This window comes from Streptomyces sp. NPDC104831, assembly GCF_055583025.1.
On the sequence record NZ_JBVJOT010000016.1, the window covers coordinates 95048 to 119962 of the forward strand.

The 24915-nt window shown below is 74.3% G+C and carries 22 protein-coding genes and 5 tRNA genes; 18 read left to right on the plus strand and 9 right to left on the minus strand.

The annotated features are described in order from the left end of the window. Positions 1–77: 77 nt before the first annotated feature. Complete coding sequence (locus ACZ63H_RS13895; protein WP_469864600.1) at positions 78–767, minus strand: lysophospholipid acyltransferase family protein; 690 nt, start codon at positions 765–767, stop codon at positions 78–80. Between the two features lie 326 nt (positions 768–1093). Between ACZ63H_RS13895 and ACZ63H_RS13900 the strand changes: the two genes are divergently transcribed. From ACZ63H_RS13900 to ACZ63H_RS13910, 3 genes are all read left to right on the plus strand, one after another. Further along, a complete protein-coding gene (locus ACZ63H_RS13900) occupies positions 1094–2269 on the plus strand; it encodes a glycerophosphodiester phosphodiesterase (protein ID WP_469864602.1) in 1176 nt (391 codons plus the stop codon). 92 nt (positions 2270–2361) lie between these two features. Then, positions 2362–2868 (plus strand): RNA polymerase sigma factor, encoded by a 507-nt coding sequence (locus ACZ63H_RS13905; RefSeq protein ID WP_469864604.1) that lies wholly within the window; start codon positions 2362–2364, stop codon positions 2866–2868. Between the two features lie 45 nt (positions 2869–2913). Beyond that, positions 2914–3411: a GNAT family N-acetyltransferase gene (locus ACZ63H_RS13910; RefSeq protein ID WP_469864665.1), complete on the plus strand. Its 498-nt coding sequence runs from the start codon at positions 2914–2916 to the stop codon at positions 3409–3411. A gap of 17 nt (positions 3412–3428) precedes the next feature. Here ACZ63H_RS13910 and ACZ63H_RS13915 read toward each other — a convergent pair whose 3' ends face one another. Beyond that, on the minus strand, positions 3429–3848 hold the full coding sequence (locus ACZ63H_RS13915) for a hypothetical protein (protein ID WP_467935849.1): 420 nt from the start codon (positions 3846–3848) through the stop codon (positions 3429–3431). Position 3849: 1 nt separating this feature from the next. Then, a complete protein-coding gene (locus tag ACZ63H_RS13920; RefSeq protein WP_467935851.1) occupies positions 3850–4209 on the minus strand; it encodes a hypothetical protein in 360 nt (119 codons plus the stop codon). 69 nt (positions 4210–4278) lie between these two features. On the opposite strand from ACZ63H_RS13920, the gene ACZ63H_RS13925 reads away from it, so the two are divergent. The 10 genes from ACZ63H_RS13925 to ACZ63H_RS13970 all read left to right on the plus strand — a co-directional run bounded on the left by ACZ63H_RS13925 (position 4279) and on the right by ACZ63H_RS13970 (position 18187). After that, complete coding sequence (locus ACZ63H_RS13925; protein ID WP_469864607.1) at positions 4279–4929, plus strand: HAD family hydrolase; 651 nt, start codon at positions 4279–4281, stop codon at positions 4927–4929. 346 nt (positions 4930–5275) lie between these two features. Further along, positions 5276–6310 (plus strand): methionine ABC transporter ATP-binding protein, encoded by a 1035-nt coding sequence (locus ACZ63H_RS13930; RefSeq protein WP_469864609.1) that lies wholly within the window; start codon positions 5276–5278, stop codon positions 6308–6310. After that, entirely contained in the window at positions 6307–7044 is a 738-nt protein-coding gene (locus ACZ63H_RS13935) for a methionine ABC transporter permease (protein WP_467935856.1), read from the plus strand. Before ACZ63H_RS13930 ends, ACZ63H_RS13935 begins: the two co-directional genes overlap by 4 nt. Positions 7045–7108: 64 nt before the next feature. Then, complete coding sequence (locus ACZ63H_RS13940; protein WP_469864612.1) at positions 7109–7939, plus strand: MetQ/NlpA family ABC transporter substrate-binding protein; 831 nt, start codon at positions 7109–7111, stop codon at positions 7937–7939. A gap of 22 nt (positions 7940–7961) precedes the next feature. Then, positions 7962–8789, plus strand: coding sequence for a MetQ/NlpA family ABC transporter substrate-binding protein (locus ACZ63H_RS13945; RefSeq protein ID WP_469864613.1), 828 nt, complete (start codon positions 7962–7964; stop codon positions 8787–8789). A gap of 162 nt (positions 8790–8951) precedes the next feature. Next, positions 8952–9590 carry a GNAT family N-acetyltransferase gene (locus ACZ63H_RS13950; protein ID WP_469864615.1) on the plus strand — a complete coding sequence of 213 codons (639 nt, stop codon included), beginning with the start codon at positions 8952–8954 and terminating at the stop codon, positions 9588–9590. A 90-nt stretch (positions 9591–9680) separates the two neighbouring features. Continuing rightward, the gene (cbiE, locus tag ACZ63H_RS13955; protein WP_469864617.1) at positions 9681–11024 is read left to right on the plus strand and encodes a precorrin-6y C5,15-methyltransferase (decarboxylating) subunit CbiE; all 1344 of its coding nucleotides are present in this window, start codon (positions 9681–9683) and stop codon (positions 11022–11024) included. 342 nt (positions 11025–11366) lie between these two features. Further along, positions 11367–15788, plus strand: a complete 4422-nt coding sequence (gene cobT, locus ACZ63H_RS13960; RefSeq protein WP_469864619.1) for a nicotinate-nucleotide--dimethylbenzimidazole phosphoribosyltransferase — start codon at positions 11367–11369, stop codon at positions 15786–15788. A gap of 253 nt (positions 15789–16041) precedes the next feature. After that, positions 16042–17274 carry a uroporphyrinogen-III C-methyltransferase gene (gene cobA / locus ACZ63H_RS13965; protein ID WP_469864621.1) on the plus strand — a complete coding sequence of 411 codons (1233 nt, stop codon included), beginning with the start codon at positions 16042–16044 and terminating at the stop codon, positions 17272–17274. A gap of 94 nt (positions 17275–17368) precedes the next feature. Further along, complete coding sequence (locus ACZ63H_RS13970) at positions 17369–18187, plus strand: TrmH family RNA methyltransferase (RefSeq protein ID WP_469864623.1); 819 nt, start codon at positions 17369–17371, stop codon at positions 18185–18187. 141 nt (positions 18188–18328) lie between these two features. Here ACZ63H_RS13970 and ACZ63H_RS13975 read toward each other — a convergent pair whose 3' ends face one another. Continuing rightward, the gene (locus ACZ63H_RS13975) at positions 18329–19768 is read right to left on the minus strand and encodes a serine/threonine-protein kinase (RefSeq protein ID WP_469864625.1); all 1440 of its coding nucleotides are present in this window, start codon (positions 19766–19768) and stop codon (positions 18329–18331) included. A 602-nt stretch (positions 19769–20370) separates the two neighbouring features. On the opposite strand from ACZ63H_RS13975, the gene ACZ63H_RS13980 reads away from it, so the two are divergent. From ACZ63H_RS13980 to ACZ63H_RS13990, 3 genes are all read left to right on the plus strand, one after another. Further along, positions 20371–20547: a hypothetical protein gene (locus ACZ63H_RS13980; RefSeq protein ID WP_014671580.1), complete on the plus strand. Its 177-nt coding sequence runs from the start codon at positions 20371–20373 to the stop codon at positions 20545–20547. Positions 20548–20910: 363 nt separating this feature from the next. After that, a complete protein-coding gene (locus tag ACZ63H_RS13985) occupies positions 20911–21909 on the plus strand; it encodes a phosphotransferase family protein (protein WP_469864627.1) in 999 nt (332 codons plus the stop codon). A gap of 104 nt (positions 21910–22013) precedes the next feature. Continuing rightward, positions 22014–22310: a TFIIB-type zinc ribbon-containing protein gene (locus ACZ63H_RS13990; protein ID WP_318204518.1), complete on the plus strand. Its 297-nt coding sequence runs from the start codon at positions 22014–22016 to the stop codon at positions 22308–22310. Between the two features lie 52 nt (positions 22311–22362). Here the strand turns inward: ACZ63H_RS13990 and ACZ63H_RS13995 are convergent. The 5 genes from ACZ63H_RS13995 to ACZ63H_RS14015 form a co-directional block, all read right to left on the minus strand. Then, positions 22363–22434: transfer RNA gene (locus ACZ63H_RS13995), tRNA-Val, on the minus strand. 29 nt (positions 22435–22463) lie between these two features. Continuing rightward, a tRNA-Val gene (locus tag ACZ63H_RS14000) sits at positions 22464–22535 on the minus strand. Between the two features lie 38 nt (positions 22536–22573). Further along, a tRNA-Val gene (locus ACZ63H_RS14005) sits at positions 22574–22645 on the minus strand. 1 nt (position 22646) lies between these two features. Further along, positions 22647–22720: transfer RNA gene (locus tag ACZ63H_RS14010), tRNA-Cys, on the minus strand. Between the two features lie 38 nt (positions 22721–22758). After that, positions 22759–22831: transfer RNA gene (locus ACZ63H_RS14015), tRNA-Gly, on the minus strand. Between the two features lie 179 nt (positions 22832–23010). On the opposite strand from ACZ63H_RS14015, the gene ACZ63H_RS14020 reads away from it, so the two are divergent. Together ACZ63H_RS14020 and ACZ63H_RS14025 are read left to right on the plus strand one after the other, a co-directional pair. Then, positions 23011–24066: a chorismate-binding protein gene (locus tag ACZ63H_RS14020; RefSeq protein ID WP_469864629.1), complete on the plus strand. Its 1056-nt coding sequence runs from the start codon at positions 23011–23013 to the stop codon at positions 24064–24066. Continuing rightward, positions 24063–24884 (plus strand): aminotransferase class IV, encoded by an 822-nt coding sequence (locus tag ACZ63H_RS14025; RefSeq protein WP_469864631.1) that lies wholly within the window; start codon positions 24063–24065, stop codon positions 24882–24884. The genes ACZ63H_RS14020 and ACZ63H_RS14025 overlap by 4 nt, the downstream gene beginning before the upstream one ends. Positions 24885–24915 lie beyond the last annotated feature (31 nt).

Below are 24915 nucleotides of genomic sequence, written 5' to 3' on the forward strand. Positions count from 1 at the left end.
CGAATGCCCGATGTGTCGGGGGTAGATTCCACCGGCAGGCGGACGGGCGCGGTCGCCGCGCCCGCCTCCGCGAGGTCTCAGGCGGCCTTCGCCTTCGTGGCGTACATGTCCACGTACTCCTGCCCGGACAGCCGCATCACCTCGGTCATCACCGAGTCCGTCACCGCCCGCAGGACGTAGCGGTCGCGGTCCATGCCGTCGTAGCGCGAGAACTCCATGGCCTCGCCGAACCGCACGGTCACCCGGCCCGGCCGCGGGAAGCCCTTGCCCCCCGGCTGGAGCTTGTCGGTGCCCACCATGGCGAACGGCACCACCGGGGCGCCGGTCATCAGCGTCAGCCGCGCGATACCGGTGCGCCCCCGGTACAGCCGGCCGTCGGGCGAGCGGGTGCCCTCCGGGTAGATGCCGAAGATCCGGCCCTCCTCCAGGATCCGACGGCCCGTCATCAGCGCCGCCACACCGCCGTTCGCCCCGTCCCGGTCCACCGGGACCATGCCGACGCCGGTGAAGAACCAGGCCATCAGCCGCCCCTTGACGCCCTTTCCGGTGACGTACTCGTCCTTGCCGATGAAGTGCACCTGCCGCTTGGTGACCAGCGGCAGCACGATCGAGTCGATGAAGGTGAGGTGATTACCGGCCAGAATCACCGGACCGTCACCCGGGATGTGCTCCGCGCCCTCCACCTGGGGGCGGAACATCAGGCGCATGATCGGTCCGAGCACTGCCTTGATGAGCGCGAAGCGGGACAACGGGTCCTCCGATGTCAAAGGGGGCGATATGAGTCTGTGCAGGTGAGGACATTACTCGCGGCGCACGTCCGCGCGCACATCGGGGACGCCCGCTTCGCCGAGGTCTTACGAACTGTTGACACGGGTTTACCTGCGGTGCCGTCACCAGGACGGCGCGTAACAGCCTTGTGCGGATGTGACGGACATCGCGCCGGCCGGGGCCCCGCCCGCCGGCGCCCCCGCACCGTCCGCTGTCCGCCGGACATCCGACGGCACCCCGGTGTTCGGACGAGAGCCTCCCTTCGGACATGTGTGCGCCCCTACGATCGGCGCGCACCGGAGAACCGAACGGCAGGAGGGCGCTCATGGGCGGCGACCAGGACAACGGGCAGACGCGGGCGACGGGACGGCGGGCACTGCTCGGCGCCGCCGTGCTGGGCGCGGGCGGAGCGGTCCTCGGACTGCCCGGCACCGCGCGGGCCGAGGGCGCCCCCGCGGCCGGGCGCGCGGGCCGCGGGCTGAAGGGCCTGCCGGTGCCCACGATCATCGGCCACCGCGGAGCCAGCGGCTACCGCCCCGAGCACACCTTCGGCTCCTACGACCTGGCGCTGGACCTCGGCGCCGACGTCGTCGAGGCGGGCGACCTGGTGCCGACCAGGGACGGCCACCTGGTCTGCCGGCACGAGCCGGAGATCGGCGGCACCACGGACGTCGCCGCCCACCCGGAGTTCGCCGGCCGCAGGACCACCAAGCTGCTCGACGGCGTCCCCACCACCGGCTGGTTCACCGAGGACTTCACGCTCGCCGAGCTGAAGACGCTGCGCGCCGTCGAGCGCGTCCCCGCCAACCGGCCGCACAACACCCTCTACGACGGCCGCTGGGAGATCCCCACCTTCGAAGAGGTCCTGAAGTGGCAGGACGAGCAGACCCGCAAGCGCGGCCGGCAGGTCTGGATCTACCCGGAGACCAAACACCCCACCTACTTCCGCAAGCTGGGCCTCGGCCTGGAGGAGCGGGTGGCGAAGCTGCTGCGCAAGTACGGCAAGGACGGCCGCCACTCCCCGGTGATCCTCCAGTCCTTCGAGCCGACCAGCATCCAGCGGCTGAACCGGCTGGTCGACAACCCCCTGGTCGTCCTGCTCTCCTCCGCGAACAGCCGGCCCTACGACTTCGTCGAGGCGGGCGACCCGCGCACGGTCGCCGACCTCGTCACCCCCAAGGGCCTGCGGGAGATCGCCGGCTACGCGCAGGGCATCGGGCCCACCGTCGACCTGGTCATCCCGAAGAAGGCGGACGGCACCCTGGCCGAGCCCACCACGCTCGTCCCCGACGCGCACCGGGTGGGCCTCGTCGTCCACCCCTACACCCTGCGCAACGAGAACCCCTTCCTGCCCGCCGAGTACCGCAAGGGCGGCGCCCCCGACGGCTACGGCGACGTCCTCGGCGCCTTCCGGACGTACTTCGCGACCGGCATCGACGGCGTCTTCACCGACAACGCCGACACCGGACTGCTCGCCCGCGCCGACTTCCTGGCCGGCTGACGACGTCAACCACCGCACCGGCCGGCGCCCCGTTCGGGGTGAGTGCGCGCCGCCCCGGCAACCCGCCGCCGGGGCGGCTCGTCGTTCCGCGTGTGACCCACCACCTGGTAGCCGCCCTGCGCCCGCTGCTGGCCGCCGAGGCCGCCGCCGAGGCATATGCGTGCGGAAGCGAGCCGGGCGATCTGGAGCAGGCCGTCTGGCTGCGGCTGCTGGAGCGGCTGGAGAGCGACGGGCCGCCGCCGGACCCGCCCGGCTGGCTGCGCGAGGCCGTGCGCGCCGAGGCCCGCCGCAGCCGGCACGCCGCTCGGCGGGAGGGCCCGTACGACGGGGAACCCGCCGACGTCCTCGGCCCCGGTCCCGAACAGCACGCCCTGGCCGCCGCCCGGCACCGCGCCCTGCGCCGGGCGGTCCGCCGCCTGCCCGGCCGCTGCCCGCGCCTGATGGAGGCGCTGCTCTCGCCGGAGGACCTCACCTATCGGGAGATCTCGGGGGAGTTGGGTATCTCACAGGGCAGTCTGGGGCCGGAACGTGCCAGATGTCTGGCTTGTCTGCGCAGATTGCTCACACCGGAGGTTGCGGCGTGCGAAGCGCGGGGATAGGAGTGGGGGACGACAGGTGATCAGGTGAGCGGGAGGCGTGCGCACATGGGCATGAGCGTGACCATCTCGGCGGCGACCGAGCAGGACGCGGAGCAGATCTTCAGGCTCCAGTACCTGTGCTTCCAGGGCGAGGCCGCGTTGTACGGCAACTACCGCATCGACCCGCTCGTGCAGACCCTGGACTCCGTCCGCCGGGAAGTCGCCTCCGACTGCGTCTTCGTCGCCCGGCTCGGCGAGGAGGTGGTCGGCTCGGTGCGCGGCAGGGCGACCGAGGACGGCGCGGCGGCCATCGCCAAGCTGTGCGTCCACCCCCGCCTCCAGGGCCACGGCATCGGTGCCCGGCTGCTGCGCGCCGCCGAGGCCGCACTGGCCGAGCGGCACGGCACCACCCGGTTCCGCCTCCAGACCGGCCACCGCAGCGAGGGCAACCTCCGCCTGTACCGCAAGGCGGGCTACGAGGCGGTGGGCCGGACCAAGGGCGGCGACGGGGTGGAGCTGATCATCCTGGAGAAGGAGGCGGGCGCCTTCGTCGCCACGGCCTGAGGGGAAGGGCGCCCGTCTCAGGCCGCCCCGCGCTCCCGCGCCCGCCGCAGCCAGTACATCGCGGACAGGGGCAGCAGCACGGGAATGAACACGTACCCCATGCCGTACTCCGACCACACGGTCGCGTCCGGGAACGCCGACGGCTCGACCAGCGTCCACGTGCCGACGACCAGCACCCCCGCCAGCTCGGCGGCGCAGCACACCAGCGCCGCCCTGCGCGCCGTCTCGCCGCCCCGCACCAGCGTGTAGGTGATGAACGCGTACACCACACCCGCCACGGCCGACAGCGTGTACGCCAGCGGCGCCCGGTCGAACTCCGTGGCGATCTGGTAGACCGAACGCGACAGCGCGCCGACCACCATCACGCCGTAGAACCAGACCAGCAGCATGCCCGGCCCGCCGATCAGCCGGGCCGGCTTCTCCTGAACCGCCGTCACCTCAGCCTCCCCAGATGTCGTAGAGCCGTACTTCCAGGACGGCCAGCACCACCCCGGCCGCGGCGACCGTCACCGAGCCCCAGCGGGTCCGCTCGGCCAGCGACATGAACCCCGCGGCCGGGACGCACGCGAACGAGCCCAGCAGATACGCCACGAAGATCGTCGTGCCCTGCTCCGGCTTCTCGCCCCGCGCCAGCTGCACGATCCCGGCCACCAGCTGCACCAGCGCCAGCACCGACACCACGGCCATGCCGATGAAGTGCCAGTCCTTCGTCGGCTGGTCGCGCGAGGCGGCCCAGCCGCACCAGGCGGCGAGCAGGAGCGCGGCGACCCCGGTCACCAGCATCAGGGCGTTGAGCATGCCGTGACCCTATTACGGCGCAAACGCGCCGGAGCCGCCGCCCCCGCCGAACGCCGTAGGGTCGGGGCCATGACGATCCACGCGCACGCCCTCCTGTTCGACAACGACGGCACCCTCGTCTCCTCCCTCGACTCCGTCGAGCGCTGCTGGGCCCGCTGGGCCCGGGAGTACGGGATCACCGCCGAGGAGTTCGGCCGCGTGGAGCTGCACGGACGCACGGCCGTCGAGATCGTCGCCGACCTGCTGCCCGCCCGCCTGGTGCCGGAGGCGGTCGCCCGGGTCGAGCAGCTGGAGGTCGAGGACGTGCCGAACGGGGGCGTGCGCCTGCTGCCCGGCACCCGGGACTTTCTCGACGCCCTCCCCGCCGACCGCTGGGCCGTGGTCACCTCCGCCACCCGCCGCCTCGCCGAGGCCCGCCTGGGCGCCGTCGGCATCGCGCCGAAGGCCCTGGTCGCGGCCGACGACGTCACCCGCGGCAAGCCCGACCCCGAGCCCTATCTGCTCGCCGCCCGGCAGCTCGGCGTGGACCCCGCGCACTGCGTCGTCTTCGAGGACGCGCCCGCCGGACTGCGCTCCGGGCGCGCGGCCGGCATGACCACCGTGGCGTTGGCCACAACCCACCGGGCCGCCGAGCTGGACGCCGACCTGGTGGTGGACGACCTGTCGGCCTTGTCCGTACTGGTCACCGACCGGGGAGTGACGATATCCCGCCACAGCTGACATCCCGGCCCGCGCTGTCCGCCGCTGTCCACCATCCGGACAGCGGCGACCGGTCGGGACCGTCCGTCTGGTTTACTGATCGCATGACCACGACGAGCTGCCGCACCCTTGCGACCGAGGCGACCACGACGCCCGGTGCTCGTTGTATGTGTTGCCTGATGTGTCGAATGTGCGCCTTCTAGAGGGCCCCCGCATCAGCTGAGCCTCGCGCCCCGAAGCGAGACCCGTGGCATGTCCGTGCGCCGTAGGCCGTACGAGCCGCACGGACACTCTCCCTGCCGCAACCGCATGCACCCGTGCCCGGGCACCACCCACGCCCGCGCACTCGACAGTGACGGAAACCCACGTGATCACCACCTCGGGCCTGACCAAGGTCTACCGCTCCCGCGGCCGTGAGGTCACCGCCCTCGACGGCGTCGATCTCCACGTTCGTGAAGGCGAGGTCTACGGCGTCATCGGCCAGTCCGGCGCCGGCAAGTCCTCCCTCATCCGCTGCGTCAACCTGCTGGAGCGCCCCACCTCCGGCACCGTGACCGTCGCCGGGCAGGACCTCACCGCCCTGGCCGGCCGCGGCCCGCGCGCCGGCCGGGAACTGCGCCGCGCCCGCAGCCGGATCGGCATGGTCTTCCAGCACTTCAACCTGCTGTCCACGCGGACCGTGCAGGACAACGTCGAACTGCCGCTGGAGATCCTCGGCACGTCCGGCAGGGAGCGCTCGCGCAAGGCCCTGGAGCTGCTCGACCTGGTCGGGCTCGCCGACAAGGCGAAGGCCTACCCCGCCCAGCTCTCCGGCGGCCAGAAGCAGCGCGTCGGCATCGCCCGCGCCCTGGCCGGCGACCCCAAGGTGCTGCTCTCCGACGAGGCCACCAGCGCCCTGGACCCGGAGACCACCCGCTCCATCCTCCAGCTGCTGCGCGACCTGAACCGGCAGCTCGGCCTGACCGTCCTGCTCATCACCCACGAGATGGACGTCGTGAAGTCGATCTGCGACTCCGCCGCCCTCATGGAGCGCGGCCGGATCGTGGAGTCCGGCACCGTCGGCGAGCTGCTGGCCACCCCCGGCTCCACGCTGGCCGCCGCGCTGTTCCCGGTGGGCGGCGAGGCCACCGGCGCCGACCGGACCGTCCTCGACGTCACCTTCCAGGGCGAGAGCGCCACCCAGCCGGTCGTCTCCCAGCTCGCCCGCACCTACAACATCGACATCTCCATCCTCGGCGCCGCCATCGACACCGTCGGCGGCCTCCAGGTCGGCCGGATGCGCATCGAGCTTCCCGGCCGCTACGAGGAGAACGTGGTCCCGATCGGCTTCCTGCGCGAGCAGGGACTGCAGATAGACGTCGTGGGCCAGGACGCCCCGCTGGTGAAGGAAGGTGCCAAGTGACCTGGTCGGAGATGCAGCCGCTGCTGTCGGACGCGTGTAGCCAGACACTCACCATGGTGCTCTGGTCCACCGTGATCGCCGTCGTCGCCGGCCTGCCGCTCGGCATCCTCCTCGTCCTCACGGACCGGGGCGGCCTGCTGCAGAACGTGTTCGCCAACAAGGTGATCGGCCAGGTCGTGAACGTCGGCCGCTCCATGCCGTTCATCATCCTGATGGTGGCGCTGATGAGCTTCACCCGCTGGGTCACCGGCACCACCATCGGCACCACCGCGGCGATCGTGCCGCTCGCCATCGGCGGCATCCCCTTCTTCGCCCGCCTGGTCGAGACGGCCGTGCGCGAGGTGGACCAGGGACTCGTCGAGGCCGTGCAGTCCATGGGCGGCAACACCTGGACGATCGTCCGCAAGGTCCTCGTCCCCGAGGCCCTGCCCTCGCTGATCGCGTCCACCACCACCACGATCATCGCGCTCATCGGCTACTCCGCCATGGCCGGCACGGTCGGCGGCGGCGGCCTCGGCGACCTCGCCGTCCGCTACGGCTACCAGCGCTTCGAGACCGAACTGATGTGGATCACCGTGGCGATCCTCGCGGTCGTCATCTCCCTCATCCAGTTCGCCGGCGACTTCGCCGCCCGCTCCCTGCACCGCCGCGGCGCCCGCTCCGGCCCCGCCCCGAAGCTCCGCCTGCTGAAGGCCAAGGAGCCCGCGGCAGCCGAGATCAGCAAGGTCGCGTAAGGCACCCAGGCTCCCCGGCCACTCGTACCCGGGGTCGCACCACCCTTAAGGAAAGGCACTTTTCGTGCGTAACACCGCCAAGCTCACCACCGCCGTCCTCGCCGCCTCGGCCCTCAGCCTCGGGCTGACCGCCTGCGGCTCCGACAAGGACTCCGGCTCCTCCGACACCAGCGGCCCGCTGATCGTCGCCGCGAGCCCGACCCCGCACGCCGAGATCCTGAACTTCGTGAAGGACAAGCTGGCGAAGAAGGCGGGCCTCGACCTGGAGGTCAAGGAGTTCACCGACTACATCGCGCCGAACACGGCGACCGAGGACGGGTCGGTGGGCGCCAACTACTTCCAGAACCAGCCGTACCTCGACGACTTCAACAAGAAGCGCGGCACCCACATCGTGCCCGTCGTCACGGTCCACCTGGAACCGCTCGGCCTGTACTCCCACAAGGTGAAGAAGGCCGATGAGCTCAAGAGCGGTGCGACCGTCGCCGTGCCCAACGACGCCGTCAACGAGGCCCGCGCCCTGAAGCTGCTCGCCGACAACGGGCTGATCACCCTCAAGGACGGCGCCGGCAACGAGGCCACCCCGCGGGACATCACCAAGAACCCCAAGGACCTCAAGTTCAAGGAGGTCGAGGCGGCCCAGACCCCGCGCTCCCTGGACGACGTCGACGCGGCCGTGGTCAACGGCAACTACGCCATCTCCGCCGGCCTGAAGCCCGCCAAGGACGCCCTCGTCCTGGAGTCCCCGAAGGACAACCCCTACGGCAACTTCCTCGCCGTCAAGGAGGGCAACGAGAAGGACCCGCGGGTGACCAAGCTCGCCAAGCTCCTCACCTCGCCCGAGGTCAAGAAGTTCATCGAGGACAAGTACCAGGGCTCGGTCATCCCCTCCTTCTGACCCGCCGAGGGGGACTGAAGCCATGCGCACGTCCGTCGTCGCGGTGGCGGCCCTGGCCCTCGGCCTCGGTCTCACCGCCTGCGGCTCCGGCACGGACTCCGGCAAGGGCGGTGGCAAGGACGACACCCTCGTCGTCGGCGCCACCGCCGTCCCGGCCGGCGAGGTGCTCGCCTACGTCAAGGACCACCTCGCCGCCAAGGCCGGCCTGAAGCTGGAGATCAAGGAGTTCACCGACTACGTCCTGCCCAACACCGCCCTCCAGGAGGGCGAGCTGGACGCCAACCTCTACCAGAACCAGCCCTACCTGGACGACTTCAACAAGTCCAAGGGCACCGACCTGGTCTCGGTCGTCAAGCCCTATCTGCCGCCCATGGGCGTCTACTCGCACCGGACCAAGGACGTCGCCGACCTCGCCGACGGCGCCACCGTCGCCGTGCCCAACGACGTCACCAACGAGGGCCGCGCCCTGAAGCTGCTCGCCGCCGGCGGCGTCATCGCGCTGAAGGCGGGCGCCGGCGCCGACGCGTCCCCCGCCGACGTCACGGACAACCCCCGGCACCTGAAGTTCAAGGAGCTGGAGGCCGCCCAGCTGCCGCGCTCGCTCGACGACGTGGACGCCGCGGTCATCAACAACAACTACGCCCAGGACGCGGGCCTCAGCCCCGCCGAGGACGCGATCCTGCTGGAGTCGGCGAAGAACAACCCGTACGCCAACCTCCTCGCCGTCAAACGCGGCCACGAGGACGACCCACGGGTGAGGAAGCTCGCCGGACTGCTCGTCTCACCCGAGGTACGCGCCTTCATCAAGGACAAGTACCACGGCTCCGTCCTGCCCGCGACCGGCGGCTGACGGCACGCCCACCGCGTCCGACGACGCACGGGGTCCGCTCCCTCGCCGGGAACGGACCCCGTCGTGCGCTCCGGTGGTTCCATGCTGCATGCTGGGCAGTTCAGCGGACCTGACGGCCCGGACGGTCTTCCGAGGAATCTTCCGAAGGTTACGGAGCGGCGCATGACGAGCACCTTCCCCAACATCTCCATCAGCACGGAGCGGTTGGTGCTGCGTCCCCTGGACGAGGACGACGTGCCCGCCCTGGCCGAGATGATGAACGACGAACAGGTCGTCGCCTGGACCACCGTCCCCCACCCCTATACCGAGGCCGACGCCCGCCACTGGATCACCCGGCTCGCCCCCGGCGAACGCACCGGCGGCCACGGCATCGTCCTCGCCGTCACCGAGTTCCTCACCCAGCGGCTCGTCGGCCTCGTCCACCTGAAGAACACGGACTGGCGCGTGCGCTCCAGCGAACTGGCCTACGTCATCGCGCCCTGGGCCCGCGGCGAGGGATACGCCTCCGAATCCGCCCTCGCCATCGCCCAGTGGCTCTTCCACGACCAGGAGTTCGAGCGGCTGGAACTGCGCACCGCCGCCGACAACACCGCCTCCCAGCAGGTGGCCCAGAAGATCGGCTGCATCAGCGAGGGCGTGCTGCGCAACGCCTGGATAGCCCGCGCCAGGACCGAGGACGGCGGCTGGGCCCGGGTGCGCACCGACGTCATCGTCTGGAGCCTGCTGCCCGAGGACCTCGCCGGGGTCGGCGAGCAGTTGGCCGACGCGAGTGGTTTCACCTCGTACTCGGACTGGAACTGAGTCTTCCGAGCTTCACCAGGTACGCTCACGGAGCCCGCGAACGGGCTCCCTCCCCGAAGACCCGCGCAGAACCACTGGAGACTGACGACGATGGCCGACCGGGTCACGGTGATCGGCTGGGACGGCTCGCCGCTGACCGCCGCGGCACGCGGCGCCCTCGGCGCGGCCACCCTCGTGGCCGGTGCCGCCCACCACCTGGCGCTGCCCGAGGTACCGCCCACCGCCGAACGCGTCCGCCTCGGCAGCCTCCCCCTGGCCGCCCGCCGCATCGCCGCCCACCGCGGCACCGCCGTCGTCCTCGCCGACGGCGACCCCGGCTTCTTCGGCGTCGTCCGCACCCTGCGCGCGCCCGAGTTCGGCCTGGAGGTCGAGGTCGTCCCCGCCGTCTCCTCCGTCGCCGCCGCCTTCGCCCGGGCCGGCATGCCCTGGGACGACGCCCAGGTGGTCGTCGCCCACCCGCGCACCCTGCGCCGCGCCGTGAACGTCTGCCGCGCCCACACCAAGGTCGCCGTCCTCACCGCGCCGGGCGCCGGCCCCGCCGAACTCGGGCTGCTGCTGGAGGGCGTGCACCGCACCTTCGTCATCTGCGAGGAACTGGGCACAGAACGCGAACAGGTCAGCGTCGTCACCTCCGACAAGGCCGCCGACCACACCTGGCGCGACCCCAACGTCGTCATCGTCATCGGCGGGCGGGCCGGCGCGGGGGAGGGCGGCGGCTGGATCGCCGGCCGCGACCCGGGCACCGGCCCGCGGGGCTGGGTGCAGCCGGACGCGAGCTACGGCCCGCAGCCCGAGGAGGGGTACGGCCTCCAGGCGGACGCCGGACACGGCGACGGGCCGGGGGGAGGCCCGGGCGGCGGCCCCGCCGGGGGTCCGCCCGGTGGCCCCGGCGGTGGTCCGGCCGGTGGTCCGGCCGGTGGTCTCGGCGAAGGCGAGAAGGAGCTGCTGCGCGCCGCCCAACTCGCCCGCCTCGGGCCCCGGACCGGCGACCTCGTGTGGGACATCGGCTGCGGCGCCGGCGCGTTCGCCGCCGAGGCCGCCCGCGCCGGCGCGGCCGTCATCGCCGTCGACCACGACCCGCACGCCTGCGCCCGCACCGAGCGGGCCGCCCGCCGCTTCGGGGTGCAGCTCCAGATCGTCCACGGCAGCGCCCCGCACGTCCTGGAGGACCTGCCCGAGCCGGACGTCGTACGGGTCGGCGGCGGAGGACCGGCCGTCCTCTCCGCGGTCGCCGACCGGCGCCCGCAGCGCATCGTCACCCACGCCGCCACCCGGGACGCCGCCGAACGCGTCGGCCGCGACCTGACCGAGCACGGCTACCGGGTCCAGTGCGCCCTGGTCCAGTCCGTCGAACTCGACACGCGGGCCTGGACCGAGACCGAGCGGAACGTGGCGTTCCTGCTCAGCGGGGTACTGCCCGATCGCGCCCCGTGATCGTGTTGTCATACCGCGCGCGGTAGGCTGGCCGATCGTTGTACCGCACCGGTGACCCGAACTTCGTTCGCCAATGTCCGGATCGCACGCCCGTCTTGGGGCGGGTGTGGTACGGCGGACCGGAGGACGCGCAACGTGGCGCAGTCCACAGCGGGCTGTCGCGGATCATGCTGTCGCGACGGCCGAACGGCCGGGACAATGCCACTGAATGGCTTTGTCGCCTTTTCCGGCGGGCCGTTCGTGCCGCTGGGCACGGACGCTCGTTCTTCACTGCGGGGCGGTCGGTGCGCCGTTCCGGGTGAGCTGGTCGTAGGAGCACTAACCGATGGGCGAGGGGTACGCATGACCGACACCGGCCAGGTCCCGGGCGAGGGGCAGCCGGAGAGCGCAGGCATGGTGGAACAGCCGGGCGTCCCCGCGCACGGCGCGTACACCTACCTGTCCGAGGCACCCGCCGAGGACGAGGACCTGCTGCTGCCGGGTGCCCAGGGCGCGTGGGGCAACGAGGTGCCGCCACCCGCCCCGGAACCGGTGGTGGAGGCCGTCCACGAGCCGGGCCCGCACGAGACGGCCGGCCGTGACACCGGCTCGGTCGACCTCGGCGGTGTCCGCCTGCCCGCCTCCGGTCCCGCGTCGGTGCCGCCGTCGCCCATCCTCTCGGCGCCGCACGATGCGACGGCCGCGCCGCAGCCGCCGCGCCGTCCGCTGCACCTCGGCCCGCCGATCCCGGACGCCTCCGCGAGCCCGGTCCGTTCCCTCGCCGACCGCGGCCCCGCCGGAGCACCGGTACGACAGCCCGCCCCGCCGGCCTCCGGCCCCGAGTACCTCGACGCCCAGCCCCAGCCGGCCCCTCAGAACGCCGCTCCTTGGGGAGCGGCGCCCGCGGGACAGGGCGAGGTCCAGGGCCAGGCCGGGGCTCAGCCCCAGGCGGACGCGCAGGCCCGGGTCCCGGGCGAGGCCCAGGCCGCGGAGGTGCCGGCCGAGACGCAGGGCCAGGTTCCGGCCGGGGCCGAGGCGCCGGTTCAGGAGGAGACTCAGGCCCCGGTTCAGGCCGCTGCCCAGGCCCAGGCTCCGGTCGGCACGCGGGCACCGGCTGCCGAAACGGTTGGCCCGGCCGCGCCCGCCCCCGCCGAGCCGGCCGACGCGGCCCAGGCCACGGTGGCCCGCCTCGCGAGCCAGGCGGCGGCCCAGAGCGCGTCCGGCGACACCGGTCACGTACCCGTCGTACACGGAGACGACGGGGTGGCGCACACGGCCCCGGCGGAGGCACCGGCTGCCGAAGGTACGGCTCCGGACGTGCCGGCCGAGGGTGCCGGGACCGTTGCGGACGCGGTGGATGCGGCGCAGGCCGTGCGGGAACCGGCAGCCGCGGACCAGACGGTGCCCGAGGAGGCCCCGCAGGTCGCGCAGGCCGCCGAGGCCGCCGCGGCGACTGTCGAGGCCACCGCCGCCGTGGTCCCCGAGGCGGTCGTGGTCCCCGAAGAGGTTGTGGTCCCCGAGGCGGCCGTGGCCCCGGAAGAGGTTGTGGTCCCGGAAGCGGCCGTGGTCCCGGAAGAGGTCGCGGTCCCCGAAGAGGCCGTGGTCCCCGAAGCGGCCGTGGCCCCCGAGGCAAGCGGTGCGCCGGGTGTGCCCGGGACCGGAGCCACGACGGCCGAGGCGACCGACGCCCCGGCCCCCGGACCCGCCGTGGCCGAGGCGGCGCAGCCGAGCGCGGCCGCCGAACCGGCCGAGGACGCGCAGCCCGCCCCGGCCGTGCGGCCGGAGGCCGCCGCGCAGGTCATCGCCCCTCAGGTCACCGACCCCGTCCGGCTCCAGCCTGCCGCCGACGCCCCGGAGCCCGTGGCGCCCATCGACCAGGCTTCCGCCGAGGCCCAGGAGCCGGCCCAGGCCACCGCCCCGGCCGCCGTCCAGGGCGAGGCCGAAAACGCGGTGCCGACCTCCGCCCCGGCTCCCGCCGAGGTTCCGGTCGCTGTCCAGGAGTCGGCCCAGGCCGCCGGTCAGGACGTGTCCCACGCCGTCCTCCCGGCTCCCGCCGAGGTTCCGGCCGCGGTTCAGGAGCCGGCCCCGGCCACGGACCAGGAGGCGCCCCCCGCCCACCCGGCTCCCGCCGAGGTTCCGGTCACCGTCCAGGAGCCGGTCCAGGCCGCCGGTCAGGAGGTGCCCCAGGCCACCGTCCCGGCCCCCGCCGAGCCCCCGGCCGTGATCCAGGAAGCGGCCCAGACCACCGACCCGGCCGCCCCCGAAGCCCCGGCCGACGGCGTCGCCCCGGTGGCCGAGCCCCCCGCTCCGGTCGCCGACCCCGTCATCCCGCAGGGCGCCGCCGCCCCCGCTGCCGTACCGGCCCAGCCGGACCCGGCCGCCGTACCGGCCGCCCAGCCCGTCGCGGTGCAGACCCCCGAGGCGCCGCACCCGCAGGCACCCGTCGAGGCGCCCGAGCCGCCCGTGTTCCAGCCGCAGGGAGCGCCGCTCCCCGAGAACGCCCCGCACAGCGCCGGCGCCACCCCCGAGGCCGAAGCCGGCGTCCCGGTGGCTCCCGCCGTACCCGAGGCCGAGGCCGAAGCCGGCGTCCCGGTGGCCCCCGTCGCCCCCGGCGCCGACGTTCCGTCGTCCCCCGTCGTCCCCGAGGCCGGCCCCGCCGCCCCGGCGGCCCCCGTCGCGCCCGCCCCCGCGCAGCAGCCGCAGGCAGGGGAGGCCACCGCTCCGGCACCGGCCGCCGCGCCCCGGCCCCACCCGGTCCCGCAGGCGCCGGCGCCGGACACCGCCGTACCGGACCCGACGCAGCCGCCTAGGCAGTTCGTGCCGGTGCAGGGCCAGGTGCCCGCCACCCCCCAGCCGGCGCCCGCGGCCGGACCGCAGGGCCCGGGGCAGCCGGAGCCGGTGGCCACCGTGCCCGCGCCCCGCGAGGGCGAACCGGCCGGGGCGGACGCGGAGCCCGCGCCCGGCGTCGTACAGCACGCGGAGGACCCGGGGACCGGGGCCGCCGACCAGGAAGAGGGCACGGCCGCGGTGGCGGAAGCACGACAGTCCGCCGGTCCGGCCGCGCCCGCCTACGCCGACGCCGAGCGCGAGGCCGTCCTGAAGGTGATGCGCGAGCGCCGCGACATCCGCAACGGCTTCCGCGGCGACCCCATCCCGCACGAGGTGCTGCTCCGGGTCCTGGAGGCCGCGCACACCGCGCCCTCCGTGGGCCACTCGCAGCCCTGGGACTTCGTCGTCATCAGATCCGCCGAGACCCGGCAGACGATGCACGAACTGGCGATGCGGCAGCGCGAGGCCTACGCCAAGTCGCTGCCGAAGGGCCGGGCCAAGCAGTTCAAGGAACTGAAGATCGAGGCCATCCTCGACACCCCGGTCAACATCGTCGTCACCGCGGACCCCACCCGCGGCGGCCGGCACACGCTCGGCCGTCACACCCAGCCGCAGATGGCGCCCTACTCCTCGGCGCTCGCGGTGGAGAATCTCTGGCTCGCCGCCCGTGCCGAGGGCCTCGGCGTCGGCTGGGTCAGCTTCTTCGACGAGCGGGAGATGGTCCGCGCGCTCGGCCTGCCCGAGCACCTGGAAGTCGTCGCCTACCTGTGTGTCGGGTACGTCGACGAGTTCCCGGACGAGCCCGAGCTGATGCAGGCCGGCTGGTCCAAGAGACGCCCCCTGTCCTGGGTGGTGCACGAGGAGACATACGGCCGCCGCGCCCTGCCCGGAGAGGAACCCCACGACCTGCTCGCCGAGACCGTCGCACAGATCCGCCCGCTCGACGCCAAGGCGCTCGGCGAGGCATGGGAGCGCCAGAAGCGCATGACCAAGCCGGCCGGCGCGCTCGGCATGCTGGAGATCATCTCCGCACAGCTGTGCGGGCTGTCCCGCCAGTGCCCGCCGCCGATCCCGGAACCCGCCGCCGTCGCGATCTTCGCCGGCGACCACGGCGTGCACGCCCAGGGCGTCACCCCCTGGCCGCAGGAGGTGACCGCCCAGATGGTGGCCAACTTCCTCGGCGGGGGAGCCGTCTGCAACGCCTTCGCCACCCAGGTCGGCGCCGAGGTGTGCGTCGTGGACGTGGGCGTGGCCGCCGACCTGCCCGCCACGCCGGGCCTGCTGCCGCGCAAGATCCGCGGTGGCACGTCCGACATGACCACCGGCCCCGCCATGACCCGCGAGGAGGTCAAGGCCGCCATCGAGGTGGGCATCGAGACCGCCCGCGACCTGGTGGCGGCCGGCAACAAGGCGTTGCTCACCGGTGAGATGGGCATCGCCAACACCACCGCGTCCGCCGCGCTGATCTCCGTCTTCACCGGCGCCGACCCGGCCGAGGTGACCGGGCGCGGCACCGGCATCAACGACGAGACGCTGGCCCGCAAGACCGACGTCGTCCGCCGCGCGCTGGAGTTCCACCAGCCGGACCCGGCCGACCCGATCGGGGTCCTCGCGGCCGTCGGCGGCTTCGAGCACGCGGCCATGGTCGGCCTGCTGCTCGGCGGCGCGTCCCTGCGCACGCCGGTGATCCTGGACGGCGTCAGCGCCGGCGCGGCGGCCCTCGTCGCCCGCGCGATCGCCCCCGAGGTCCTCGCGGCCTGCATCGCCGGCCACCGCAGCGCCGAGCCCGGCCATGTCGCGGCGCTGAACAAGCTGGGCCTGCGCCCCCTGGTCGACCTCGACCTCCGCCTCGGCGAGGGCACGGGCGCCCTGCTGGCGCTCCCGCTCGTGCAGAGCACGGCGAGGGCGATGCACGAGGTCGCCACGTTCGACGCGGCGGGCGTCACCGAGAAGTAGGGGACGGGCGCCCGGTACGCGCGGTACCGGGCGCCCGCCGGCGTCGGCGGGCCCCTGCCCGCGCGTCCGGCCCGGGAAGCACCCGGGCCGGACGACGGGCACGCCCCGCCGCACCCGCTCACCCTCCCGCACCGGCGTCCGCGGCTGTGGCGCGGCCCCCCCGCCCAGCCACCGGACACCCGCCCCACCCGCACCGCCGCCCACGTAAAATCCGCACGTCAGCGCCACCGCAAAGCCACCGGAGGACGCCCTCATGGCCGAACACCCCGCCTATCCCGTAGGCCTCCGCCTCTCCGGCCGCCGCGTGGTCGTCCTCGGCGGCGGCACCGTGGCCCAGCGCCGCCTCCCGGCCCTGATCGCCGCCGGCGCGGACATCACCGTCGTCTCCCCGGAGGCGACCCCCTCGGTCGAGGCCATGGCCGAGGCGGGCGAGATCGCCTGGGAGCGGCGGGCCTACGCCGAGGGCGACCTCGCCGACGCCTGGTACGCGCTCATCGCCACCAGCGACCACGACGCCAACACCCGCGCCTCCGCCGAGGCCGAGCGGCACCGCGTCTGGTGCGTCCGCTCCGACGACGCCGACCAGGCCACGGCGTGGACCCCGGCGACCGGCCACAGCGAGGGCGTCACCGTCGCCGTACTGACCACGCACGCCCGGGGCCGCGACCCCCGCCACACCGCGGCCATCCGGGACGCGGTCGTGGAGGGCCTGCGCGACGGCACCCTCGTCGCCCCGCACCACCGCACCCGCACCGCCGGCGTGGCCCTGGTGGGCGGCGGCCCCGGCGACCCCGACCTGATCACCGTCCGCGGCCGGCGCCTGCTCGCCGAGGCGGACGTCGTCATCGCCGACCGGCTGGGCCCGCGCGATCTGCTCGCCGAGCTGCCGCCGCACGTCGAGGTGATCGACGCGGCGAAGATCCCCTACGGCCGCTACATGGCCCAGGAGGCCATCAACAACGCGCTGATCGAGCACGCCAAGCAGGGCAAGGCGGTGGTCCGGCTCAAGGGCGGCGACCCGTTCGTCTTCGGCCGGGGCATGGAGGAGGTCCAGGCGCTCGCCGAGGCCGGCATCCCGTGCACGGTGGTCCCCGGCATCTCCAGCTCCATCTCGGTGCCGGGCGCCGCCGGCATCCCGGTCACGCACCGGGGGGTCGCGCACGAGTTCACCGTGGTCAGCGGGCACGTCGCGCCCGACGACGCACGTTCCCTGGTCGACTGGCCCTCGCTGGCGAAGCTGACCGGCACCCTGGTGGTCCTGATGGGCGTGGACAAGATCGGCAAGATCGCCGAGACGCTCGTCGCGCACGGCAGGCCGCCGACGACGCCGGTGGCCTTGGTCCAGGAGGGCACGACGGCCGCCCAGCGCCGGGTGGACGCCACCCTGGCCACGGTCGCCGAGACGGTCCGGACCGAGGACGTGAAGCCCCCGGCGGTCATCGTCGTCGGCGAGGTCGTACGGGTCGGCCCGGAGCCCGCTCCCTGACCGCCCGCGACCGGGGTTACCTTGAGGCGACCCCGCCCGACGCGAGCACCACCCAGCCGTTGGCAGCACTTCCAGGACAAGGCAGTAACACCCTGTGGCCGATCTCATCACCGTCGACGACCCCGACGACCCGCGCCTGAGCGACTACACCGGCCTCACCGACGTCGAGCTGCGCCGTCGGCGGGAGCCCGCGGAGGGCCTGTTCATCGCCGAGGGCGAGAAGGTCATCCGCAGGGCCGGGGAAGCGGGCTACGAGATGCGGTCGATGCTGCTCTCGGCCAAGTGGATCGACGTCATGCGCGACGTCATCGACGAACTCCCCGCGCCGGTGTACGCCGTCAGCCCGGAACTCGCCGAACGCGTCACCGGCTACCACGTGCACCGCGGCGCCCTCGCCTCCATGCGGCGCAAGCCCCTGCCGACGGCCGCCGAACTGCTCCGCACCGCCCGCCGCGTGGTCGTCATGGAGGCGGTGAACGACCACACCAACATCGGCGCGATCTTCCGCTCCGCGGCGGCCCTCGGCATGGACGCGGTGCTGCTGTCGCCCGACTGCGCCGACCCGCTGTACCGGCGGAGCGTCAAGGTGTCCATGGGCGCGGTGTTCTCCGTGCCGTACGCCCGGCTGGAGACCTGGCCGAAGGGGCTGGACCCGGTCCGCGAGTCCGGTTTCACGCTGCTCGCGCTCACCCCGGACGAGAAGGCCGTCAGTCTGGACGAGGCCGCCCCGCACCGCATGGACCGGGTGGCGCTCATGCTCGGCGCGGAGGGCGACGGACTGTCCGGGCAGGCCCTGGCCGCCGCCGACGCGTGGGTCCGCATCCCGATGTCCCACGGCGTCGACTCCCTCAACGTGGGCGCGGCGGCGGCGGTGGCGTTCTACGCGGTGACGACGGGCCGCCCCGCATCCTGACCGGCGGGACGGCACCCGGCGTCCCGCCGGGTCTCCGGCACCGCACCCGGCACCCGGCCGCTGTCTCCCGGATCCGGCGGGAGGGCCCCGTCTCCGGCGCCCGGCCGGCTTCCCGCTCCCGGGCGTCGTGACCCGCGGCCGCTACGCCGGCCGGCCGGCCGCGGGCGCGCCGTCATCCGGCGGCGCGGTCACGGTCCGTACCCCGTGGCCCGGCTGCGCCGGACGAACGGGCTGCGCGTGGCGCTCCTGCCGGATGCCGCCGTCGCCGCCCAGCCCGCGCGCCGGGCCCTGGCAGCCCTGGGCCACCGCGATGCCGAGCGCCACCAGCAGCGTCACCACCACGAACACGAACAGCCGCTGCCGCAGCAGCCGCGGATTGGCCGGCCTTCGCGCACCCCCCGCCGGGCGCCGCCCGGCACCACCGCGCGGAGCCGGACGGCCGCCGCCGGAACGCGGGCCGCCGCCGCGAGGCGCCGGGGTGGGCCGTACCGCACCCCGCCGGGCGGAGGGGACCCCGCCGCGCCCGGTGCCGCGCGCGGCCGCGCCCCCACGAGACGGCACGTCCCCGCGCGCGGAGACCCCGCCCCTGGACGGCACACCGCCCCGGGCCGGGGCACCCCCGCGGGGCGGCGGCGTTACGGGGGAGCCGCGCCGCTGGGCGCGCTGCGGCTCGGGGTAGGTGTCGGCGAGCCGTCCGGTGGGCCGGTCGGCCTCGGCGGCCCGCGGATGGGGCGGCCGCACGTCGTTCAGCCCCTGTGCCTCCCGGGCGGCGATCTCCTTCAGGCGCAACGACAGCTGGAGCGTGCTGGGCCGCTCCTCGGGGTCCTTGGCCAGACAGGCCCGGATCAGCGGAGCCAGCGCGTCCGGTACGCCGGCCAGGTGCGGTTCCTCGTGCACCACCCGGTACAGCATCACCTCGGAACTGCCGTGCCCGAACGGCGAGTCGCCGGTCGAGGCGTACGCCAGGGTCGCGCCCAGGGAGAAGACGTCGGTGGCCGGGGTGACCGCCGCGCCGCGCACCTGCTCAGGCGCGAGGAATCCGGGGGAGCCGACCGCGGTGCCCACATGGGTGAGCGTGGAGGCCCCGGTGGCCCAGGCGATGCCGAAGTCGATGATCCGCGGGCCCTTGGGGGACAGCAGGATGTTGGAGGGCTTCAGGTCCCGGTGGACGACACCCGCCTCGTGGACCGCGACCAGCCCCTCGGACAGGGCCGCGCCGATCGCCGCCGTGTCCGCCGCGCCGAGCGCCCCCTCCTCGGCGACCTTGTCGTGCAGGGAGGGGCCGGGCACGTACTGGGTGGCGAACCAGGGCCGCTCGGCCTCCAGGTCGGCGGCGACCAGCCGGGCCGTGCAGCCGCCGCGGATCCGCCGGGCCGCGGACACCTCGCGCGCGAACCGCGACCGGAACTCCTGATCCTCCGCCAGGTCCGGCCGGATCACCTTCAGCGCGACCCGCTGCCCCTTCTTGTCGGAGCCGAGGTACACCACGCCCATCCCGCCCGCGCCGAGCCGTCGGTGAAGCCTGAACGAGCCGACGACGCGCGGGTCCTCGCGCCTCAGGCGCATCATCGCCATGTTCATCCCCGCTGCCCGGTCCCTGTGACGTGGCACAGCTTACGTTTCCACGGCCGCCCGCGCGCAGAGGCCGCGCCCTTGCGGCGGGACGGATTGTGCGGGCCGTCCAGCGGAGGTGAAACCCGGTCAGCACGCCGTGGGTTACGGCGACTTCAAGCCGCTCGGGTTGCCAACCCGCCTGCCGCTCCGGGAGGTTGAGCTGACGCGGAGCGGCGGCATCCCCGGCGCCACCCCCGCCGGCCACCGGGCCCGGACCGTCCCCGGGCGGGCCCGGGTCCCGCCTCGCGGCCGGCTCCCGGACCCCCTCGCGACACCGGTCCGAGTGATCGAAGTCACTCCCTCCGGTGAGCGGGATGCTTCCGAAATGACCGGACAGAGCGGGCGCCCCCTCCGGGAAGACCCCGACACCCGGGCGCGCTTCTCCACCCAGGGGAGTACTCCGCGGCCCGGGGCTCATCCTCGCGGAGGCCCGGCAATCGGTACGAGGGCATGACGTCACCCGCGGGGGCCGCGCCTAGATTTGGGGACAAGCGGCGGGTGCGGTACTCGTCCCCCGAGCCAGGACGCCCGCCGCTGCCGACGACAACCGAACAGTCAGGAGAGGGACCATGGCCCACACGGCACCGCGACGCACGGCGTTCGCTCCCCGCCGGACGGGCCGCCGCCACCCCTTGGTGGCGACGCTCATGGCCCTTCCCCTCGCGGCCCTGCTCCTGCTCGTCTTCGACGGCTGGGAGACGGTGGCCACACAAGCGTCGTCCGTGGGTGCGATGCTGGGGCGCTGAGCGGCGACCCCAGGCCCGGAAGAGCGGTCCGGGCGGGGACATCGATCCATGCAACCCCGTGGGGACGGGGGTACGGCGGACGGCAACAATGCCGGCGCGGCTGGGGAGCCGCGCCGGCATTAGCCGTTTCCCGCCACCGCGCCGCGGCCCGCCGTCACGGCGGCGGACTTCCGCCGCCGCACTGCTGCTCCGGTCCCCCCGGCGCCGGCCCGCGGGGCTGCCGCGTCCCCCGCGGGCACCGCGCCGCCGCCGGTCTTCGCCGCACCCCGCCGACGCGGCGAGCGGCCCGCCCCGCGACCACCCCGTGCCCCCGCCCGGCCCCCGGGTACCCTCGGCCGGACAGCCACCCTTCCCGAGGCAGCCTTGACCGCAGACACAGCCCCCCGCACGGCCGCGGACACCCCCGCCCCCGCGGATCCCCTCGTATCCGCCCTGACCGCCCACGCCAAGGCGGCAGCCCACCCCCACGGCACCCCCGCCCCCTGCGCCTGCGCCGGCGCTCCCCTCGCCACCCGCCCCGACGCCACCGTCGTCCGCCACGCCGGTGCCGTGGCCAAGGCGCACGCCCCCGGCACCGACCGCACCGCGCTGACCCTCCGCGTCGCCACGGCCGCCCGGCTCCCGGACGTGCTGCTGCCACCCCTCACCCCCGCCCCGGCCCCACTGCACGATCCGCACGACCGCCTCGCCACCCTCTGGCCGTACGGCGCCCCCGTCGACCCCGACGACCCCGACGCGGCCCCCTGGGAGGCCGTGGCCGCGCTGCTGGCCCGGCTGCACCGCGCCCCCGTCCCCACCGGTCTGCCCCCGATGCGCGGCCCCGCCAAAGCCGCCCGCGCCCTCGACCGGCTCCGCTCGGCCCTGCGCACCGCGCCCGACGCGCCCGCCCGCCCCGCGGCGAGCCCTGTCCTCACCGCCTGGGCCGCCCTGCCCGCCTGGGCCAGGGCGAAGGCGCCGATGCCCGGTCCGGCGGCCCTCTGCCACGGCGACCTGCACCTCGGCCAGCTCGTCCGGTACCCCGCCCCCGACGGCCCGTGGCGGCTCATCGACGTGGACGACCTCGGCGCCGGCGTCCCCGCCTGGGACCTGGCCCGCCCCGCCGCCTGGTACGCCTGCGGGCTCCTCCCGCCGGGCGAGTGGACCCGCTTCCTGACCGCCTACCGGCGGGCCGGCGGCCCGGCCGTGCCCGCGGACGGCGACCCGTGGCCCGCCCTGGACGTCCCGGCCCGCGCGCTCACCGTGCAGACGGCCGCCCTGGCGATCGCCAAGGCGCTCGCCGCCGGCCGCCCGCTGGACGAGGCGGAGCAGGCCGTGGCGGACGCCTGCGCGCGCATGCCGTCCGCCCCCGCGCACCCTTCGTGACCGGCGCCGGCGAACCCGGACTAGGCTGCAACCGCCCGGGGCCGGACGGAGTCTGTCCTGGGGGAACACGAAGCAGTACCGACCGGCGAGGAGTTGAGCCGAGCATGCAGTGTCCGAAGTGCCATGCGCCGATGCACACCTACAACCGCAACGGCGTCCAGATCGAGCAGTGCAGCGGCTGCCGCGGCATATTCCTCGACTACGGCGAGCTGGAGGCGCTGACCCGGCTGGAGGCCCAGTGGTCGCAGCCGGCCCCGCCCCCGCCGCCCGCCCCGCAGGCCTACCCCGCGGCCCCGCCCGCGCCCGCCTGGGGCGCCCCGCACGGCGGTCACCACGGCGACCACGGTCACTACGGCCACCAGCGCCACAAGAGCTTCGGCCGCATGCTGTTCTCCAGCTGAGCGCACGCAGGAGCCCCCGGCCGTACGAGACGGCCGGGGGCTCCTTGCTGTGTGGACGATACTGGGATTGAACCAGTGACCTCTTCCGTGTCAGGGAAGCGCTCTCCCGCTGAGCTAATCGTCCGGGAACCGTGACCCGCGAGTCACAGGCAGTGCGCGATACTGGGATTGAACCAGTGACCTCTTCCGTGTCAGGGAAGCGCTCTCCCGCTGAGCTAATCGCGCGGGGGACCTTCGAGAAGATCCGGGATCCGAGGATCCAGTGGACGATACTGGGATTGAACCAGTGACCTCTTCCGTGTCAGGGAAGCGCTCTCCCGCTGAGCTAATCGTCCTTGGAGGTGGAGACGGGATTTGAACCCGTGTAGACGGCTTTGCAGGCCGTTGCCTCGCCTCTCGGCCACTCCACCAGGAGTGTAGGGGACCGGGAGGACCCCTTCTTCCTTCGAGCGGACGACGAGGCTCGAACTCGCGACCTCAACCTTGGCAAGGTTGCGCTCTACCAACTGAGCTACGTCCGCTTGTCGTTTCCGGTCCGCTTCCGCGTCCCGGCGACGTGTTGAACTCTAGCGGATTCCTGGGCCAGCACAAAAACGCGTTTGCGCAGCGTGCTGCGGTGCGCCCCGCGTACCTCGTGGTCAGCGCCCCCTCCGGGACATCCCGGGGCCACCCGCGGGACACCCGACCTAGACTCGACCACGTGCTCCACCACCCCTCGGGACTTGCCCCTCTGGCCCGTTTCGGCGACCGTGTCGCCACCGGTCTGCTCGACGTCACCAGCGACCCGGCCGCCCTGGACTCCACCGGCTTCTGGGCCGTCTGCGCGGACTTCGAGGGCCGGCTGACCTGCGCCCGCTTCGCGGACGTGCGCGAGGAGCCGGTGCCCGCGCCGCGCCCCGGCGGCTGGCGGGGCCCGCGACCGGAGGAGTGGACCTCCTCCCTGGACCGCGCCGCGTACACGGCGGCCGTGCGCCGCATCCGCGCGCACATCGCGGCCGGCGAGGTCTATCAGGCCAACCTCTGCCGGGTGCTCAGCGCGCCCGTCGCCCCCGGCGCCGACGTGGACGCCCTGACCGCCGTACTGGCCCGCGGCAACCCCGCGCCGTACGCGGGCACGATCCGGCTGCCGGAGCACGGCGTGGAGATCGCCACCGCCTCGCCCGAGCTGTTCCTGCGCCGGGACGGCCGCACCGTCGAGTCGGGTCCGATCAAGGGCACCGGACGCACCGAGGCGGACCTCCTGGAGAAGGACTACGCCGAGAACGTGATGATCGTGGACCTGGTCCGCAACGACATCGGGCGGGTCTGCGCGACCGGCAGCGTGAGCGTCCCCGACCTGTGCGCGGTCGAGAAGCACCCGGGCCTCGTCCACCTCGTCTCCACCGTGCGCGGCGAGCTGCGCGCGGACGCCGGCTGGCCGGAACTGCTGGCGGCGGCCTTCCCGCCCGGCTCGGTCACCGGCGCCCCCAAGACGAGCGCCCTCAGGATCATCGAGGCGCTGGAGACGGCACCGCGCGGCCCCTACTGCGGCGGCATCGGCTGGGTGGACGCCGACCGGGGCACCGCCGAGCTGGCGGTCGGCATACGCACCTTCTGGATCGACCGCGCCGCGGGCGTCCTGCGCTTCGGCAGCGGCGCCGGCATCACCTGGGGGTCCGACCCGGAGGGGGAGTGGCGGGAGACCGAGTTGAAGGCGTCCCGGCTGCTCGCGGTGGCGTCGGGCGCGTACGAGGAGACCGGGGAGGCGCTCGGATGAGGATCTGGCTGGACGGCGGGCTGCGGGAGGCGGAATCCGCCCTGGTCTCCGTCCTCGACCGCGGCCTGACGGTCGGCGAGGGCGTCTTCGAGACCGTGAAGACGGTCCACGGCGAGCCGTTCGCGCTCACCCGGCACCTCGACCGGCTGACCCGCTCGGCCCGCGTCCTCGGCCTGCCCAACCCCGACCACGACGAGATCCGCCGCGCCTGTGCGGCCGTACTGGAAGCCAACCCGATGCCGCTCGGCCGGCTGCGGATCACCTGCACCGGCGGCCCGGGCCCGCTCGGCACCGGCCGCGTCGAGCGGGGGGCCACCCTGGTGGTCGCCGTCGGCGGGACCACCCGCCGTCCCGACTCCACCGCGGCGGTCACCGTCCCCTGGACCCGCAACGAACGCGGCGCCCTCGCCGGCGTGAAGAGCACGTCGTACGCCGAGAACCTCGTCGCCCTCGACCACGCCCGCCGACACGGCGCCTCCGAGGCGCTGTTGGGCAACACGGCCGGACGGCTCTGCGAGGGCACCGCGACGAACGTCTTCGTCGTCCTGGACGGCGAGATCCACACCCCGCCGCTCGCCTCCGGCTGCCTGCCCGGCATCACCCGCGCCCTGGTCGTCGAGTGGACGGGTGCCCGGGAGACCGACCTGCCGCTGGACGTCCTCCGGCGCGCCGACGAGGTCTTCCTCACCTCGAGCCTGCGGGACGTACAGGCCCTGCACCGGATCGACGGACGCGAACTGCCCGGCGCCCGGGGCCCGGTGACCGCCGGGGCGATGCGCGTCTTCGACGAGCGGTCCGGGCGGGACCTGGACCCCTGAACCGGGAAAACCGGCTGACTCGGCGGGTGGA

Coding starts and splice junctions, on each gene's coding strand:
- ACZ63H_RS13990 (WP_318204518.1), top strand. CDS start 22,014: ATGCAGTGTCCGAAGTGCCATGCGCCGATGCACACCTACAACCGCAAC.
- ACZ63H_RS13920 (WP_467935851.1), bottom strand. CDS start 4,209: ATGCTCAACGCCCTGATGCTGGTGACCGGGGTCGCCGCGCTCCTGCTC.
- ACZ63H_RS13975 (WP_469864625.1), bottom strand. CDS start 19,768: ATGAACATGGCGATGATGCGCCTGAGGCGCGAGGACCCGCGCGTCGTC.
- cobT (WP_469864619.1), top strand. CDS start 11,367: ATGACCGACACCGGCCAGGTCCCGGGCGAGGGGCAGCCGGAGAGCGCA.
- ACZ63H_RS13980 (WP_014671580.1), top strand. CDS start 20,371: ATGGCCCACACGGCACCGCGACGCACGGCGTTCGCTCCCCGCCGGACG.
- cobA (WP_469864621.1), top strand. CDS start 16,042: ATGGCCGAACACCCCGCCTATCCCGTAGGCCTCCGCCTCTCCGGCCGC.
- ACZ63H_RS13945 (WP_469864613.1), top strand. CDS start 7,962: ATGCGCACGTCCGTCGTCGCGGTGGCGGCCCTGGCCCTCGGCCTCGGT.
- ACZ63H_RS14025 (WP_469864631.1), top strand. CDS start 24,063: ATGAGGATCTGGCTGGACGGCGGGCTGCGGGAGGCGGAATCCGCCCTG.
- ACZ63H_RS13925 (WP_469864607.1), top strand. CDS start 4,279: ATGACGATCCACGCGCACGCCCTCCTGTTCGACAACGACGGCACCCTC.
- ACZ63H_RS13950 (WP_469864615.1), top strand. CDS start 8,952: ATGACGAGCACCTTCCCCAACATCTCCATCAGCACGGAGCGGTTGGTG.
- ACZ63H_RS13900 (WP_469864602.1), top strand. CDS start 1,094: ATGGGCGGCGACCAGGACAACGGGCAGACGCGGGCGACGGGACGGCGG.
- cbiE (WP_469864617.1), top strand. CDS start 9,681: ATGGCCGACCGGGTCACGGTGATCGGCTGGGACGGCTCGCCGCTGACC.
- ACZ63H_RS13910 (WP_469864665.1), top strand. CDS start 2,914: ATGGGCATGAGCGTGACCATCTCGGCGGCGACCGAGCAGGACGCGGAG.